At 64.7% G+C, this 15,450-nt stretch carries 12 protein-coding genes; 7 read left to right on the top strand and 5 right to left on the bottom strand.

The genetic code is table 11. The annotated features are described in order from the left end of the window. Positions 1 to 41 precede the first annotated feature (41 nt). A complete protein-coding gene (locus tag WI560_RS28495) occupies positions 42 to 1,421 on the bottom strand; it encodes an LLM class flavin-dependent oxidoreductase (protein WP_375305838.1) in 1,380 nt (459 codons plus the stop codon). 303 nt (positions 1,422 to 1,724) lie between these two features. Between WI560_RS28495 and WI560_RS28490 the strand changes: the two genes are divergently transcribed. The 6 genes from WI560_RS28490 to WI560_RS28465 all read left to right on the top strand — a co-directional run bounded on the left by WI560_RS28490 (position 1,725) and on the right by WI560_RS28465 (position 7,478). Further along, positions 1,725 to 3,122, top strand: coding sequence for a M20 family metallopeptidase (locus WI560_RS28490; RefSeq protein WP_375305837.1), 1,398 nt, complete (start codon positions 1,725 to 1,727; stop codon positions 3,120 to 3,122). A gap of 85 nt (positions 3,123 to 3,207) precedes the next feature. Beyond that, positions 3,208 to 4,119 (top strand): amino acid ABC transporter substrate-binding protein, encoded by a 912-nt coding sequence (locus tag WI560_RS28485; RefSeq protein ID WP_126259515.1) that lies wholly within the window; start codon positions 3,208 to 3,210, stop codon positions 4,117 to 4,119. Positions 4,120 to 4,235: 116 nt separating this feature from the next. Continuing rightward, positions 4,236 to 4,967, top strand: a complete 732-nt coding sequence (locus tag WI560_RS28480; protein ID WP_212080040.1) for an amino acid ABC transporter permease — start codon at positions 4,236 to 4,238, stop codon at positions 4,965 to 4,967. A gap of 2 nt (positions 4,968 to 4,969) precedes the next feature. After that, a complete protein-coding gene (locus tag WI560_RS28475; RefSeq protein ID WP_375305836.1) occupies positions 4,970 to 5,662 on the top strand; it encodes an amino acid ABC transporter permease in 693 nt (230 codons plus the stop codon). Between the two features lie 12 nt (positions 5,663 to 5,674). Further along, positions 5,675 to 6,406 carry an amino acid ABC transporter ATP-binding protein gene (locus tag WI560_RS28470; protein ID WP_375305835.1) on the top strand — a complete coding sequence of 244 codons (732 nt, stop codon included), beginning with the start codon at positions 5,675 to 5,677 and terminating at the stop codon, positions 6,404 to 6,406. A gap of 211 nt (positions 6,407 to 6,617) precedes the next feature. Beyond that, on the top strand, positions 6,618 to 7,478 hold the full coding sequence (locus WI560_RS28465; protein ID WP_028134277.1) for a D-amino-acid transaminase: 861 nt from the start codon (positions 6,618 to 6,620) through the stop codon (positions 7,476 to 7,478). Positions 7,479 to 7,602: 124 nt separating this feature from the next. Here WI560_RS28465 and WI560_RS28460 read toward each other — a convergent pair whose 3' ends face one another. Genes WI560_RS28460 through WI560_RS28450 form a run of 3 tightly spaced genes read right to left on the bottom strand, consistent with a single transcriptional unit; the run spans position 7,603 to position 10,860 of the window. After that, a complete protein-coding gene (locus WI560_RS28460) occupies positions 7,603 to 8,064 on the bottom strand; it encodes a carboxymuconolactone decarboxylase family protein (protein WP_257192591.1) in 462 nt (153 codons plus the stop codon). 26 nt (positions 8,065 to 8,090) lie between these two features. After that, complete coding sequence (locus WI560_RS28455; protein ID WP_375305834.1) at positions 8,091 to 9,704, bottom strand: MDR family MFS transporter; 1,614 nt, start codon at positions 9,702 to 9,704, stop codon at positions 8,091 to 8,093. A 4-nt stretch (positions 9,705 to 9,708) separates the two neighbouring features. Then, positions 9,709 to 10,860 carry an HlyD family secretion protein gene (locus tag WI560_RS28450; protein ID WP_375305833.1) on the bottom strand — a complete coding sequence of 384 codons (1,152 nt, stop codon included), beginning with the start codon at positions 10,858 to 10,860 and terminating at the stop codon, positions 9,709 to 9,711. A gap of 133 nt (positions 10,861 to 10,993) precedes the next feature. On the opposite strand from WI560_RS28450, the gene WI560_RS28445 reads away from it, so the two are divergent. Continuing rightward, positions 10,994 to 11,905: a LysR family transcriptional regulator gene (locus WI560_RS28445; protein ID WP_375305832.1), complete on the top strand. Its 912-nt coding sequence runs from the start codon at positions 10,994 to 10,996 to the stop codon at positions 11,903 to 11,905. Between the two features lie 9 nt (positions 11,906 to 11,914). Here WI560_RS28445 and WI560_RS28440 read toward each other — a convergent pair whose 3' ends face one another. Then, a complete protein-coding gene (locus WI560_RS28440; RefSeq protein ID WP_375305831.1) occupies positions 11,915 to 15,346 on the bottom strand; it encodes an indolepyruvate ferredoxin oxidoreductase family protein in 3,432 nt (1,143 codons plus the stop codon). Positions 15,347 to 15,450 lie beyond the last annotated feature (104 nt).

Below are 15,450 nucleotides of genomic sequence, written 5' to 3'. Positions count from 1 at the left end.
CTAGGCCGGGACGACAGTTGGGATGTGGCGCAACTTTCTGTCTAATCCTTCTTCCCCACCCGATACCCCGCTGCCGGATGCGGCGCACCTAACCGGGCCCGCCCCCGGCCGAACAGCTTCTCCCGCAGCGTGCCCTTGGCATACTCGCTCTTGTAGCGCCCGCGCTTGGTCAGCTCCGGCACCAGCATGTCGGTGATGTCCTCGAAATCGCCGGGCGAGATCGCGAAGGCCACGTTGAGGCCGTCGACGTCGGTCTTCTCGAACCAGTCCTCGATCTTGTCGGCGACGCTTTCGGGCGTGCCGACCACGACCGGGCCGGCGCCGCCGATGCCGACATGCTCGATGACGTCGCGCACGGTCCAGACGCGGTCAGGGTCGCCGCGCGTGACGTTGTCGAGCGCGCTGCGACCGGCATCGTTCTGGACGTGGCGCACTTGCTGGTCGAGCTCGTAGCCGGAGAAATCGATCCCGGTCCATCCCGACATCAGCGCCAGCGCGCCTTCCGGATTGATGTGCGAGCGGTAGTCGGCATATTTCGCCGCCGCCTCGGCCTCGGTGTTGCCGAGGATGATCGTCATCATGCTGAACATCAGGATCTCCGCCGGGTTGCGGCCGAGTGCGGCGGCCTCCTGGCGGATCGCCGAGACGCGCGGCGCGATAATCTTGGCCGACGGTCCCGACATGAACACGCATTCGGCGTGCCTGGCCGCGAACTGCCGGCCGCGCGGCGATGTGCCTGCCTGGTACAGCACGGGTGTGCGCTGCGGCGAGGGCTCGCTGAGATGGATGGTGTTGTTGATGCGGTAGTTCGCGCCCTCATGATTGACGCGATGGACCTTGCTGGGATCGGTGAAGATGCCGCGCTCGCGGTCGCGCAGCACGGCATCGTCCTCCCAGCTGCCTTCCCAGAGCTTGTAGACCACCTCCATATATTCGTCGGCGATATCGTAGCGGTCGTCGTGCCCGGTCTGCTTGTCCTTGCCGGCGCCACGCGCGGCGCTGTCGAGATAACCGGTGACGACGTTCCAGCCGATCCGCCCCTCGGTGAGATGATCGAGCGTCGACATCCGCCGCGCGAACGGATAGGGCGGCTCGAACGACAGATTGCTGGTGACGCCGAAGCCGAGATTTTGCGTCACCGCGGCCATCGCCGAGAGCAGCAGCAGCGGCTCGTTCGACGGCGTCTGTGCCGCGTTGCGCAAGGCCGCGTCGGGGCTGTTGCCATAGACGTCGTAGACCCCGAGCACGTCGGCCAGGAACAGCCCGTCGAAACGGCCGCGCTCCAGCGTCCTGGCCAGATCGATCCAGTAGGGCAGGCGGTTGTAGTCGGCGGTGCGGTCGCGTGGATGGGTCCATAGGCCGGGCGACTGATGAGCGACGCAATTCATCGCAAAGGCGTTGAGTCTGATCTGCTTCGCCATGCTGGCTCCCGGCGCACTGTACTGAGCGCTCTTCGAATGATAGAGGTGCGCCTGAACTTGACGCCTGACTTGGCGAAGTTCTTGCATATCGCTTGCGCTTGGCAAGGCCAAAATCGGTGGCGCTGCTGGGCCTGGCAAGCCAATCTCAAGCAAGCAAGGACGAAATCCCAAGAGAAGTACAAGAGAACTGGAAGTACAAGAGACCTGCAAGCGAAGTACAAGAACTATCCAACTCCCTGCCACTTTCGGAGGCCAACCCGTATCGGGTAAGGTCCTTCGTCCTGAAGTCCCGAAAAGCAAGTCATGACCAGAGCCGACGCCATCGCCCGCGCCCGTGAGGATTTCAAATCCGGCGCATTCCTCGCCGAGCTCGACCGCCGCGTCGCCTTCAAGACCGAGAGCCAGAACACCTCGCGCGGCCCCGAGCTGCGCGCCTATCTGGAGCAGGAGATGCAGCCGGCCTTCGCCGCGCTGGATTTCACCAGCCGTATCGTCGAGTCCCCCAGCGGCAAGGCGCCGTTCCTGCTCGCCGAGCATCACGAGAGTGCCTCCGCGCCGACCGTGCTGATCTACGGCCATGGCGACGTCGTCGACGGCATGGAAGGCGAGTGGCGCGACGGGCGCGATCCCTGGCGCACAACGGTTGCGGGCGCGCGGCTCTACGGCCGCGGCACCGCCGACAACAAGGGGCAGCACAGCATCAACATGGCGGCGCTCCGCGCGGTGCGCGATGCCCGCGGCGGCAAGCTCGGCTTCAACGCCAAGTTCATCGTGGAGATGGGCGAGGAGATCGGCTCGCCCGATCTCGGCAAGGTCTGCGACCTCAATCGCGACGCGCTTAGGGCGGATCTGTTCGTGGCCTCCGACGGGCCGCGCCTGTCCGCCGACCGTCCGACCCTGTTCCTCGGCTGCCGCGGCGGGATCCGCATTCATCTGGATGTGAACCTGCGCGACGGCGGCCACCATTCCGGCAATTGGGGCGGCGTGCTGGCCAATCCCGCGACCATTCTGGTCAACGCGATCTCGACGCTGGTCGACGGCCACGGCCGCCTCCAGCTCGAAGCGCTGAAGCCGCCGCGGCTCACCAACCAGATCCGCTCCTATCTGGCCGATGTGCAGGTGGTGCCGAGCGCGGACGAACCCGCACTGGCGGAGAACTGGGGCGAGGAGGGCCTTTCGGCCGCCGAGCGGCTCTACGCCTGGAATACGCTGGAAGTGCTGGCGATGTCGTCGGGCAATATCGAGAAGCCGGCCAACGCCATTCCGGGCCATGCCAATGCCGTGCTGCAACTGCGTTTCGTGGTCGGGACCAAGATCGAGGGCCTGGTCGAAGCCATCCGCGCGCATCTGATCGCAAAGGGTTTTCCGATGGTCGAGGTGCGGGCGGCCCAGAGTTTTGCTGCATCGCGCACAGACTTCGACAGCCCGTGGATCAAATGGGCGGCGGATTCGGTGCAGGAGACCACCGGCAAGGCGCCGGCCGTGCTGCCGAATTTCGGCGGCTCGCTTCCCAATGACGTGTTCTCCGAAATCCTCGGCCTGCCGACGATCTGGGTCCCGCACTCCTATCCCGGCTGCTCCCAGCATGCGCCCAATGAGCACATTCTGCTGCCTCTGACCGAAGAGGCCTTGACGGTGATGGCCGGGCTGTTCTGGGATCTCGGCCAATTGCCAGGACCGTTAACTCGCCCGCTAAACTAAGTCTCGATCCAGCCAAAAGTCACATTCTAATCCCGGCCGATTTGTGCTTGCATCCGGCCGCATCATCCTGAAAGGGGACAAAAAAGTGAAACATTTCCGTAGCATCGGACTCGCGCTCGCCGCGACCTTCGCCGTCAGCCAGGCCGGGGCCCAGGAGCTGACCGGCACGCTGAAGAACATCAAGGACACCGGCGCCATCACGCTGGGCTTCCGCGACTCCTCGATCCCGTTCTCCTATCTCGACGACAACCAGAAGCCCGTCGGCTTCGCGATGGACATCTGCTACAAGATCGTCGACGCCGTGAAGAAGGAGCTCAAGCTCGACAAGCTCGAGGTCAAGCTCAACCCGGTGACCTCGGCGACGCGTATCCCGCTGATGGCCAACGGCACCATCGACCTCGAATGCGGCTCGACCACCAACAACGCCGAGCGCCAGAAGCAGGTCGCCTTCACCAACACCCACTACCTGACCGCCAGCCGCTACGTCTTCAAGAAGTCCAGCGGCCTGAAGTCGATCGACGATCTCAAGGGCAAGACGGTGGTCTCGACCGCCGGCACCACCAACATCAAGCAGCTGACCGAGGCCAATGTCGCCAAGAGCCTCGGCGCCAACATCATCCCCGCCAAGGACCACGCCGAGGCCTTCCTGATGGTCGAGACCGACCGCGCGGTCGCCTTCGTCATGGACGACATCCTGCTGGCGAGCCTCGTCGCCGGCTCGAAGTCGCCGGGCGACTACGAGATCTCCAAGGACGCCTTCTCCAAGCCTGAGCCCTACGGCATCATGCTGCGCAGGGACGATCCTGCCTTCAAGAAGGTGGTCGATGCGGCAACCGCCGCGCTCTATACCTCGGGCGAAGCCCAGAAGATCTACGACAAGTGGTTCACGCAGAAGATCCCGCCGAAGGGCCTGAACCTCAACACCCCGATCTCGGCCGAGCTGAAGAACGAGTTCGCCAAGCCGACGGACTCGCCGAATCCGGACGACTACAAGTAAGCAAAAACCTCGATCTTTCGATCGGGATCATGTCCGGCCACTCTTGACACCAGGGTGGCCGGACATTTGCATAGGCGCCGGGACATCCATAGCTGGCGCGTTCGCGCGGGGGACACGTGAACTACAACTGGAACTGGGGAATCTTTTTCCAGCCGAACCCGATGGGGACCGGCACCTATCTCGACATGCTCTTGTCGGGCTTGGTGCTGACCCTCAAGACCGCGGCGCTGGCCTGGGTCATCGCGCTGATCACCGGCTCGCTCGTCGGCGTGATGCGCACGCTGCCGTCGAAGGGGGCGAACTGGTTCGGCTTCGCCTATGTCGAATTCTTCCGCAACATGCCGCTGCTGGTGCAGCTCTTCCTGTGGTACTTCGTGCTGCCGGAGCTGCTGCCGAAAGCCGCCGGCACCTGGCTGAAGCAACTGCCCAATGCGCCGTTCTGGACGGCGGCGATCGGCGTCGGCTTCTTCATGTCGGCGCGCGTTGCCGTGCAACTCCAGGCCGGCATCGGCTCACTGCCGCGCGGGCAGAAGATGGCCGCGACGGCGCTGGGCCTCACCACCGCGCAGGGCTATCGCTACGTGCTGCTGCCGATGGCGTTCCGCATCATCCTGCCGCCGCTGACCTCTGAATTCCTCAACACCATCAAGAACACGGCGGTCGCAATCACCATCGGCCTGCTCGAGCTGACCGGACAGGCGCGCTCGATGCAGGAATTCTCGTTCCAGGTGTTCGAAGCCTTCACCGCCGCGACCATCCTGTATCTCCTCGTCAACGCCGTTGTCGTGACCGCGATGCGCTTCCTCGAGCGCTGGGTCGCGATCCCCGGCTACATCACGGGGAAATAGCGATGTTCGGCAATCTCGATTTCGACGTCATCCGCCGCGCGCTGCCCTATCTATTCTTCGAGGGCATGACGTTCACGCTGACGCTGACGGGCCTCGCAGCGCTCGGTGGTCTCATCTTCGGCACGGCCCTCGCCATGATGCGGCTGTCCGGCTTCAAGATCCTGGGCCGGATCGCCGGGATCTATGTCGACTTCATGCGCTCGCTGCCGCTGGTGCTGGTCATCTTCTGGTTCTACTTCCTGGTGCCCTATATCGGTCAGTGGGTGACTGGTGCTTCGCGCCCGATCAGCGTCGGCGCCTTCGCGTCCTCGCTCATCACCTTCATCATGTTCGAGGCGGCGTATTTCTCGGAGATCATGCGCGCCGGCATCCAGTCGATCTCGCGCGGCCAGCCGGCCGCCGCCAGTGCGCTGGGGCTGACCTACGCCCAGACCATGCGCTACGTCGTGCTGCCGCAGGCGTTCCGCAACATGCTGCCGGTTCTGATCACGCAGACCATCGTGCTGTTCCAGGATACGTCGCTGGTCTACGTCCTCTCGATCACGGATTTCCTGGGCGCGGCAAGCAAGGTCGCGCAGCGCGACGGGCGCCTCGTCGAAATGTACCTGTTCGCAGCTGTCGTCTACTTCACCATTTCCTGCATCGCGTCCTTCGCCGTCCGCCGGCTGCAGGCGCGCATCGCCATCATTCGCTAGGGCTCGACGCTCATGATCGAAATCAGCCACGTCAACAAATGGTACACGCCGAGCTTCCAGGTGCTGACCGATTGCACGACCAGCGTCACCAAGGGCGAGGTCGTGGTGGTCTGCGGCCCCTCGGGCTCGGGCAAGTCGACGCTGATCAAATGCGTCAATGCGCTGGAGCCGTTCCAGAGCGGCGACATCCTGGTCGACGGCACCAAGGTCAACGATCCCAAGACCGACCTGCCGAAGCTGCGCTCGCGCGTCGGCATGGTGTTCCAGCACTTCGAACTTTTCCCGCACTTGAAGATCATCGACAATCTCTGCCTCGCGCAGGAGAAGGTGCTGAACCGGTCGCGCGACAAGGCGATGGCGAAAGGCATGCAATTGCTGGAGCGCGTCGGCCTCAAGGAGCAGGCGCAAAAGTTTCCCGCGAACCTGTCAGGCGGCCAGCAGCAGCGTGTTGCGATCGCCCGTGCGCTCGCCATGGATCCGATCGTCATGCTGTTCGACGAGCCGACCTCGGCGCTCGACCCGGAAATGGTCAGCGAGGTGCTCGACGTCATGGTGGACCTCGCTCATGAGGGCATGACCATGATGGTCGTCACCCACGAGATGGGCTTTGCCCGCAAGGTCGCCAACCGCGTGATCTTCATGGACCGCGGCGAGATCGTCGAGGACGCGGCGAAGGAAGACTTCTTCGGCAAGCCCCGCAGCGACCGCGCGCAGAAGTTCTTGTCGAAGATTCTGTCGCATTAATCACCCCACTGCCGTCATTCCGGGACGCGCCTCTTGGCGCGGGCCCGGAATCCATAACCACGGCTGGTGGTTATGGATTCTCAGGTGCGCAATTGCGCACCATAGCTCGTCGCTGCGCGCCGCCCCGGAATGACGGGTTGAGGGTTTCGTGGCCCCACCAAATCCCGTATACGAACAGGCAATTCCCTCCTTCCTCCCCAGGAGACCTGCCTTGGACCCGATCGCCTACGTCAATGGCTCATTCGTCCCGCTTTCCGAAGCCAAGATCTCGGTGCTCGATCGCGGCTTCCTGTTCGCCGACGGCATCTACGAGGTCTCGGCCGTGCTCGACGGCAAGCTGGTCGACAACGCCTCGCATCTGGCGCGGCTGGAGCGGTCGGTCGGCGAGATCAAGCTGAAGCTGCCGGAGACGATCGAGCGCATCACGGAGCTGCAGAAGGAGCTGATCGCGCGCAACAAGCTCGCGAACGGTCTCGTCTATCTCCAGGTGACGCGCGGCGCCGACAAGGGCCGTGACTTCGCCTTCCCCAAGGGCGACGTCAAATCGAGCCTGGTGATGTTCACCTCGGAAAAGGACATCATCAATGCCGCGTCGGCCAAGACCGGCATCAGCGTCATCACGGTGCCAGACATTCGCTGGGAGCGGCGCGACATCAAGAGCGTGGCGCTGCTGGCGCAGGTCTTGGCGAAGCAGGCCGCGGCCGAGGCCGGCGCGGGCGAGGCCTGGATGCTGGAAGACGGCTACGTCACCGAGGGCGGTTCGTCCTCGGCATTCATCCTCACCAAGGACGACGTCATCGTGACCCGCAAGAACTCCAACGCGATCCTGCCGGGCTGCACCCGCAAGGCCGTGGTGGCGCTCGCCGAGGAACGCCAGCTCCGCGTCGAGGAGCGTTCGTTCACGGTCGCCGAGGCGCTTGCCGCCAAGGAGGCCTTTGCCACCTCGGCGTCGCTGTTCGTCCAGCCGGTGGTTGCGATCGACGGCCAGAAGATCGGCGACGGCAAGCCGGGCCCGATGGCCACGCGCCTGCGCGAGATCTACGTGGAGTTCGCCAAGGCGACCGCGGTCTGAGCCACGCGCAGCTGTCGTAGGGTGGGCAAAGGCGCGAAGCGACGTGCCCACGTCCTCTCTCCTGTCAGCCACAGAACGTGGGCACGCTTCGCTTTGCCCACCCTACGAGACCTTTCCTTGCAGCCTACGCCACCGACGCCTTGACCTTCACCGGATGCACCGCGCGGAACGCGATCGCGATCCTGTTCCAGGCGTTGATGGCGCCGATCAGCATGGTCAGGTTCACCGTCTCTTCCTCGGAGAACTGCGCGCGAACCTGCTCGTAGACATCGTCGGGCGCGTGGGTCTGCGAGATCAGCGTTACCGATTCCGTCCAGGCCAGGGCCGCGCGCTCGCGGTCGGAATAGAGCGGGGATTCGTGCCAGGCATTGAGCAGGTAGATGCGCTGTTCGGTCTCGCCGCGCTTGCGAGCGTCCTCGGTGTGCATGTTGATGCAGAAGGCGCAGCCGTTGATCTGCGACGCCCGGATCTTGACCAGCTCGATCAGTGATTTCTCAAGTCCGGTGGACTGGATCTGCGCCTCCAGCGCCATCAGCGCCTTCATCGTATCGGGCGCGGCCTGGAAGTAGTTCATGCGAGGCTTCATCTTCGGTCTCCTTTCTCGTGGTGAGGTCAGTGAGCGCCACCGGCCGTGGTCTGGCCGGGCTTCTTCAGGAAGAGGACGGCGATCAGCGCCACGATCAACGCCATGCCGAGCAGATAGAAGGTGTCGCTGAAGGCGAGGATATAGGCCTGCTTCTGCACGATGCGGCCGATCGCGACATAGGCGCGATGCGCGGCGTCGGCATGGTCGAGGATGCCGTGATTGACGAAATACTGCGTCAGTTGCTCCAGCCGGGTGCGGGTGGCCTGCTCGAGTAATGAGACCGACTGCATCAGCACGTTGGAATGATACTGCTCGCGCTTGGTCAGGACCGTTTGCAGCAGCGCGATGCCGACGGCGCCGCCGAGATTGCGCATCATGTTGAACAGGCCGGAGGCCGAGCCCGCGTTCTCCGGCTCGATGCCGGCGGTCGCGACGGCCGACAGCGGCGCCATCACCAGCGCCTGGCCGACGGCGCGAACGATGTTGGGCCACATCAGTTGATCGGCGGCGTAGTCGCTGGTCATATGGATGTTCATGAAGTTGGAGGCCGCGAACAGGACGAAGCCGATGCCGATGATGATCCGCGCGTCGAATTTCTGCATCAGGCGCGGCACCAGGGGGATCAGCACGAGTTGCGGCAATCCGGTCCATGCCAGCACCATGCCGATCTGCTCGGCGTTGTAGCCCTGGATGCGTGCCAGATATTGCGGCAGGATGAAGACCGAGCCGTACAGCGCGATGCCCAGCAGGAAGTTCGCGAGCATGCCGAAGCCGAAATTGCGGCGGACGAGCAGGCGCAGATTGAGCAGCGGCTTCTTCACCGTCAATTCGATGATCAGGAAGGTGATCAGCGCAACGGCCGCGATCACCGAGAGCTTGACGATGAAGGGCGAGCCGAACCAGTCGTCCTTGTTGCCTTCCTCCAGCACGGTCTGCAATGCCGACAGGCCGATGGCCATGGTGACGATGCCGGCCCAGTCGCCCTCGCGCAGCGCTGAGAGCCTCATCGGCTTGGGCTCGAGCGCGTACCAGAGCATGCCGACCATGACCGCGCCGGGGACGAGATTGACGTAGAAGATATATTCCCAGCCGAAATTCTCGGTGAGATAGCCGCCGATGGTCGGGCCGATCGCAGGCGCGAACGTTGCCGACAGCGCGAACAACGCCAGGCCCACCGGCTGCTTTGCGCGCGGCAGCAACGTGATGATCAGCGTGAACGCCATCGGGATGAGCACGCCGCCGGTGAACCCTTGCACGGCGCGCAGCACGATCATCTGGGACAGGTCCTGCGCCAGCGCGCAGGCGGCCGACAGCAGCAGGAACAGGATCGCATTGGTGAGGAGATAGATGCGGATCGAGAACACCTGCGCGAGCCAGCCGGAGAGCGGGATCACGACGATCTCGGCGACGAGATAGGATGTCGAGATCCAGCCGCCGTCGTCGATGCCGGCGCCGATCGCGCCCTGGATGTCGGCGAGCGAGGCGTTGACGATCTGGATGTTCAGCACCGCCATGAACGCGCCGAGCGTGGCCCCGATCACCGCAATCCAGGTTTTTGCGGAGACTGCCGGCGCGGCGGGAGCAGCGGCAGCGGCGGGGAGGCGGGCGGCGTCGTTGACGGTCGGTTGCAGCGTGCTCATGGCTTCAGCCGCCGTTCGCGCGGGAGGTGTTGCCGGCGAGGCGCTTTTCCGTCTCGCGCTCGGCAAGCACCGTAGCTTTCGTATCGACGGTCGGCACGGCCGACATGCCGGGGCGCAGCAGGCCGGTGAGGCTGTGGTCGTCGAGCACGATCTTCACGGGAACGCGCTGCACGATCTTGGTGAAATTGCCTGTCGCGTTGTCCGGCGGCAGCAGCGCGAATTCGAGCCCGCTCGCCGGCGACAGGCTGTCGACGTGGCCGCGCAGGGTCTTGTCACGGAAGCTGTCGACGCGCAGCTCGACCGGCTGTCCGGGGCGCATATGCGTGAGCTGGGTCTCCTTGAAGTTCGCAACGACGTAGACCGCGTCGAGCGGCACCAGCGCCATCAATTGCGTCCCGGCCTGGACGTATTGGCCGACCCGCAAGCTCCGGGCGCCGACCGTGCCGTCGACCGGCGCGGTGATCTCGGTATAGGACAGGTTCAGCGCCGCCTGCTGCGCGGCCGCGCGTGCCCGCTCGAGCTGGGCCGCTGCCTGCGCGCGCTGGGTGGTGAGCACATCGACCTTGCGCTGCGCAGCCAGGAGGCCGGACTTGGCGTGCTGCAATTGCGCGCTGCTGGCGCGCAGCGTCGCGTCGGTCTGCTGCGCACGCTGGATCGTGCCGGAGCCCGACTTCATCAGATCGTCGTAGCGGGCGCGCTCCTCCTGCGCGAACTTGAGATTGGCGTTGGCCGCGGCGACATCGGCCGTGCTCTGCTCGATGATCGGCTGCTGCAGTTCGAGCTGGGCGTCGATGTTGCGCACCGAGGCTTCGGCGGCAGCGACGTCGGCTTTGGCCTGCTCGAGCGCCGTTTTGAAGTCGCGGTCGTCGATCTCCGCCAGCGTCTGGCCGGCCCTGACCCTCTCGTTGTCGCTGACAAGTACCTTGGCGATGTAGCCTGAGACCTTCGGCGCGATGATCGTGGAGTCCGCCTTCACATAGGCGTCGTCGGTGGATTCCAGGTAGCGGCCTGTCTTCAGGTAGTCGTAGCCATAGTCGCCGGCCACCGCGACGCCGATCGCCAGCACCAGACCGGATGCTGCGCGCCTGATCGCCCGCCGGGACGGTCGCAGGCTTATTTTTTCATTGTTTCCAGCGACATAAGAAGCGTTCGACATGGCATCCTCGGACTTTCCAGACGCCCCTTCGAAATGGTGCGCTGTGGGTACCGGTAAGATGCGCTGTCCCAGCCATTGTGATAATCGCTGGATTGATGGAAGCATTGTCCAGTAAAAGTGGATAATCTCGGCCGTGGATCGCTTTACCAGCCTGACTGCCTTCGTCCATGTGGTTGAAAATGGAGGCTTTTCTGCCGCCGCCCGCCGGCTCGACATGTCGACGACCATGGTGAGCAATCACGTGCAGGCGCTGGAGGACCGGCTCGGCGTCCGCCTGCTCAACCGCACCACGCGGAAGGTGAGCCTCACCGAAATCGGCAAGGCCTATTACGCTCGCTCCATCCAGATTCTCGCCGATCTCGAGCAGGCCGACGACATCGCGAGCGAATTGCAGTCGGTGCCTCGCGGCACGCTGCGCATTCACGTGGCCACCCATATGGTGCCGTTCGTCGCGCCGGTCGTGGCGAAGCTGCTCTCGACCTATCCGGAGCTCAAGGTCGATCTGCGCATGGGCGAGGCCGATGTCGATCTCATCGAGGAAGGCTACGACGTCGCCTTGCGTATGACCCCGCCGCCGGATTCGAGCCTGATCGTGCGGAGCCTTGCGACCTGGCGTCACGTGCTGTGTTGCTCCCACGATTACATCGAGAAGCATGGCAAGGTGCAGAAGCTCGACGAGCTCACGGGGCATAATTGCGGACGGCATTTGAACTATCCGTTCGGCGACGAATGGCGCTTCCTTGATCGCAAGGGTACGCCGGCCTCCGTCCGTGTTTCGGGCAGCTTCGTGACCAACAGCGGGGAAGCGCTGCGAAAGGTCGCGCTGGAGGGTGCGGCCGTCTGCCTGATGGCCGGGTTTCTCATTCAGGACGATCTGGAAGGCGGCTCCCTCGTGCGGCTCTTGCCGGAATATCGGACGGTCGAGCTGTCCATGAACGCGGTCTATCCGCACCGTCATCATCTCTCGGCGAAGGTCAGGACCTTCATCGACCTGATCGTGCATCACAGCGCCGAGCAGCAGAAGCTGATCAATCCCTATTCGTGAGGCTTGCGGTCAGGCCGCTCGGAGCGCCGTCGGCCGCGCCAACAGGGAATCGACCTCCGCCTTCACGGAAGCGATCGCGGTCTCTTTCACCGGACCATAGCCGCGGATCTCCATGGGCGCCCTGGCAATCGCGACGAGATCGGGAAGACGCGCCGCGTCGAGCTCGCCGAGCATCCGTTCGATCAGCGCTTCATACCACGCAATCAGGTCGCGCTCGGTGCGCCGTTCCCGGGTATGGCCGAACGGATCGAACGGCGTGCCGCGCAGCCCCTTCAAGCGCGCGAGGATGGCGAGCGGCATCTGGATCCACTGGCCGAAAGCGCGTTTGCGCGGGCGTCCACGGGCGTCGCGCTTCGAGGGGAGGAATGGCGGGGCGAGGTGATATCGGACGCTGAAGCCATCCTCGAATTCGAGCTTCAACTCGTCGAGGAAGCCGCTCTGCATGTGCAGGCGCGCCACCTCGTATTCGTCCTTGTAGGCCATCAGCTTGAACAGGGCGCGTGCGACGGCCTCGGTCAGAGCCTCGCTGTTGAGGCCAGCCTCCGCCCTGCGAACCCTCGCGATCGTCGTTCGGTAGCGCGCCGCATAGGCGCTGTCCTGATAGGCGGTGAGAAAGTCGGCGCGACGGTCGATGATCTGGTCGAGCGTCTCGACCTCCGGCGCTTCCGTCGCCTTCGGCAGGAAATCGGGATCGGAAGCCGCGATCCGGCCCCAGGCAAAGGCCTGCTTGTTGCGCTCGACCGCGACGCCGTTGAGCTCGATCGCGCGCAGCAGCGCCTGCAACGAAATCGGGACCAGCCCGCCCTGCCAGGCAAAGCCGAGCATGATGATGTTGGCATAGACGGCATCGCCGAGCAGCCGTTCGGCCAGCGCGTTGGCGTTGACCGTGGCGAGATTGTGCTCGCCGATGACCCGGCCGATCGCGCCCAGCCGGGCGGCGGAGGCGAGATCGGCGTCGCGGAAGCGGACGACGTCGCCGGTCGGCATCTCCGCGGTGTTGACCGCGGCCCGTGTGCCGCGGCGGTAGGTGCCGGATGCCTTCGGCGAGGAGCTGACGACAAGATCGCAGCCGATCAGCGCATCGGCCGCGCCCTGGTCGATGCGCACCTGGTGCAAGGCCTCGGGATCCGGTGCGAGGCGAATATAGCTCAGCACGGGCCCGAATTTCTGCGCAAAGCCGGTGAAGTCCAGCACCGAGACGCCACGGCGTTCGAGGTGTGCGGCCATGCCGATCAACGCGCCGACCGTGATCACGCCGGTGCCGCCGACCCCAGTCACGAGCAAATCGTAGGGACGGTCGAGCGAGGCAGCGACGGGCAGGGCAAGCGTGGCCGCCCGGCTGACGGCGTCGATCTGGCTTGCGCTCTTCTTCCGGCGCGTCGCGCCTTCGACGGTGACGAAGCTCGGGCAGAAGCCGTTGAGACAGGAAAAATCCTTGTTGCAGGCCGACAGGTTGATCTGCCGCTTGCGGCCGAACGGCGTCTCCTTCGGCTCGACGCTGAGGCAGTTGGATTCCACCGAGCAGTCGCCGCAGCCTTCGCAGACGAGATCGTTGATGTAGGCGAAGCGCCTGGGGTCGGCCATCTGCCCGCGCTTGCGCCGGCGCCGCTTCTCGGTGGCGCAGGTCTGCTGGTAGATCAGGACCGAGACGCCGGGGATGTCGCGCAGTTCGCGCTGCACGGCATCCATCGCCTCGCGCGGATGGATGGTGACGCCATCAGGCAGGTCGGCGGGCGAAAACTGTGCGGGATCATCCGACACCAGCGCGATGCGCCCCACGCCTTCGGCGCGAACGCTGTGCGCGATCGCATGGACGCTGACGGGACCGTCGACCGGCTGGCCGCCGGTCATCGCGACGGCATCGTTGAACAGGATCTTGTAGGTGATGTTGGCCCCGGCCGCGATCGCCTGCCGGATCGCCATCGAGCCGGAATGGTAATAGGTGCCTTCGCCGAGGTTCTGGAAGACGTGCTTGCGGCCGGTGAATCTCGACGAAGCCGCCCAGTTCACGCCTTCGCCGCCCATCTGGATCAGCGACGAGGTCTCCCGGTCCATCCAGCTCGCCATGAAATGGCAGCCGATGCCGGCCAGCGCCTTCGATCCCTCGGGCACCTTCGTCGAAATGTTGTGCGGGCAGCCCGAGCAGAAATAGGGCGTGCGCGTTGCGCCCGCGACATTGATGCTGCGCGCCGCCTCCGGCAGGAGCGCGGCTGCGCGGGCAGCGAGATTGAGGCCCGGAAACATCGGATCGAGCCGGCGGGCCAGGACGCCCGCGAGCGCGCGCGGCGACAATTCCCCGATCCAGGAGATCAGCCTTGCCCCGGTTTCATCGTGCTTGCCGACCATGCGTTCGGGCTTGCTGCCGGGATAGTCGTAAAAATACTCCTTGAACTGGCTCTCGATGATGCCGCGCTTCTCCTCGACCACGAGGATCTCGCGCTTGCCTTTCACGAAGGCCATGGCGTCGTGCAGCGCCAGCGGCCAGACCATGCCGACCTTGTAGACGTCGATCCCGATGCGGCGGCAGGCGGCCTCGTCGAGGCCCATCAATCGCAGCGCCTCCATCAGATCGAGATGGGCCTTGCCCGTGGTGACGATGCCGTAGGTGGCGTCCGGGATATCGTAGATGTGACGGTCGATCGGATTGGCCTTTGCGAAGGCATAGACCGCGTGCTTCTTCGCCTCCAGCCGCTCCTCGATCTGCGGGCCCGGCAAGTCGGGCCAGCGATAGTGCAGTCCATCCGGCGGCGGCGTGAAATCGGGCGCGCGGAAGTGGCGCGGCGGGCGCAGCGCGACCGATGCGCCCGCCTCCACGATCTCCGAGATCGCCTTGAAGCCGACCCACATGCCGGAGAAGCGGCTCAGCGCGTAACCATATTCGCCGAACGCGAGATACTCGCCGACGCTGGCCGGATGCAGCGTCGGCATGAACCAGCTCATGAAGGCGACGTCGGACTGGTGCGGCATCGAAGAGGAGACACAGCCATGGTCGTCGCCGGCGACGACCAGCACACCGCCATGGGGCGAGGAGCCGTAGGCGTTGCCGTGCTTGAGCGCGTCGCCGGAACGATCGACGCCGGGGCCCTTGCCGTACCAGAGTCCGAACACGCCATCGACCTCGCGGTCGCGTTGCGTCTCGACCTGCTGCGAGCCGAGCACCGCGGTCGCCGCGAGGTCCTCGTTGACGGCCGGCAGAAACTCGATGCGGTCCCGCTTCAGGCGTTCCTGGATGCGCCAGAGTTCGAGATCGATGCCGCCGAGCGGCGAGCCGCGATAGCCGGAGATGAAGCCGGCGGTGTTGAGGCCCTGCGCACGGTCGCGCCTCGCCTGGTCGAGCGCGATGCGGACGATGGCCTGCGTTCCCGTGAGGAAGACGCGGCCCTCGTCGCGGTCGTAGCGGTCGGAGAGCTCATAGCTGTCGAGTGACGGAATGGCGTCCATGGCAGACCTCGCGCGGCACCCTGCCGGAATAATGGAAGGGTATGCCCGGAGCCCTGGTAGTTCTTACCTATTCATTCGCACGAAAGGGGATTTATGGTACAATT

This window comes from Bradyrhizobium sp. A11 (genome assembly GCF_042077125.1).
GTDB lineage: Bacteria > Pseudomonadota > Alphaproteobacteria > Rhizobiales > Xanthobacteraceae > Bradyrhizobium > Bradyrhizobium japonicum_B.
Note: the sequence above shows the minus strand (reverse complement) of the source record. Positions and strands in the feature narration are given on the sequence as shown.

Excerpts from the sequence above, each read along its gene's own strand:
- WI560_RS28495 (WP_375305838.1), bottom strand. The coding sequence starts at position 1,421 with ATGGCGAAGCAGATCAGACTCAACGCCTTTGCGATGAATTGCGTCGCT.
- WI560_RS28490 (WP_375305837.1), top strand. The coding sequence starts at position 1,725 with ATGACCAGAGCCGACGCCATCGCCCGCGCCCGTGAGGATTTCAAATCC.
- WI560_RS28475 (WP_375305836.1), top strand. The coding sequence starts at position 4,970 with ATGTTCGGCAATCTCGATTTCGACGTCATCCGCCGCGCGCTGCCCTAT.
- WI560_RS28470 (WP_375305835.1), top strand. The coding sequence starts at position 5,675 with ATGATCGAAATCAGCCACGTCAACAAATGGTACACGCCGAGCTTCCAG.
- WI560_RS28460 (WP_257192591.1), bottom strand. The coding sequence starts at position 8,064 with ATGAAGCCTCGCATGAACTACTTCCAGGCCGCGCCCGATACGATGAAG.
- WI560_RS28455 (WP_375305834.1), bottom strand. The coding sequence starts at position 9,704 with ATGAGCACGCTGCAACCGACCGTCAACGACGCCGCCCGCCTCCCCGCC.
- WI560_RS28450 (WP_375305833.1), bottom strand. The coding sequence starts at position 10,860 with ATGTCGAACGCTTCTTATGTCGCTGGAAACAATGAAAAAATAAGCCTG.
- WI560_RS28440 (WP_375305831.1), bottom strand. The coding sequence starts at position 15,346 with ATGGACGCCATTCCGTCACTCGACAGCTATGAGCTCTCCGACCGCTAC.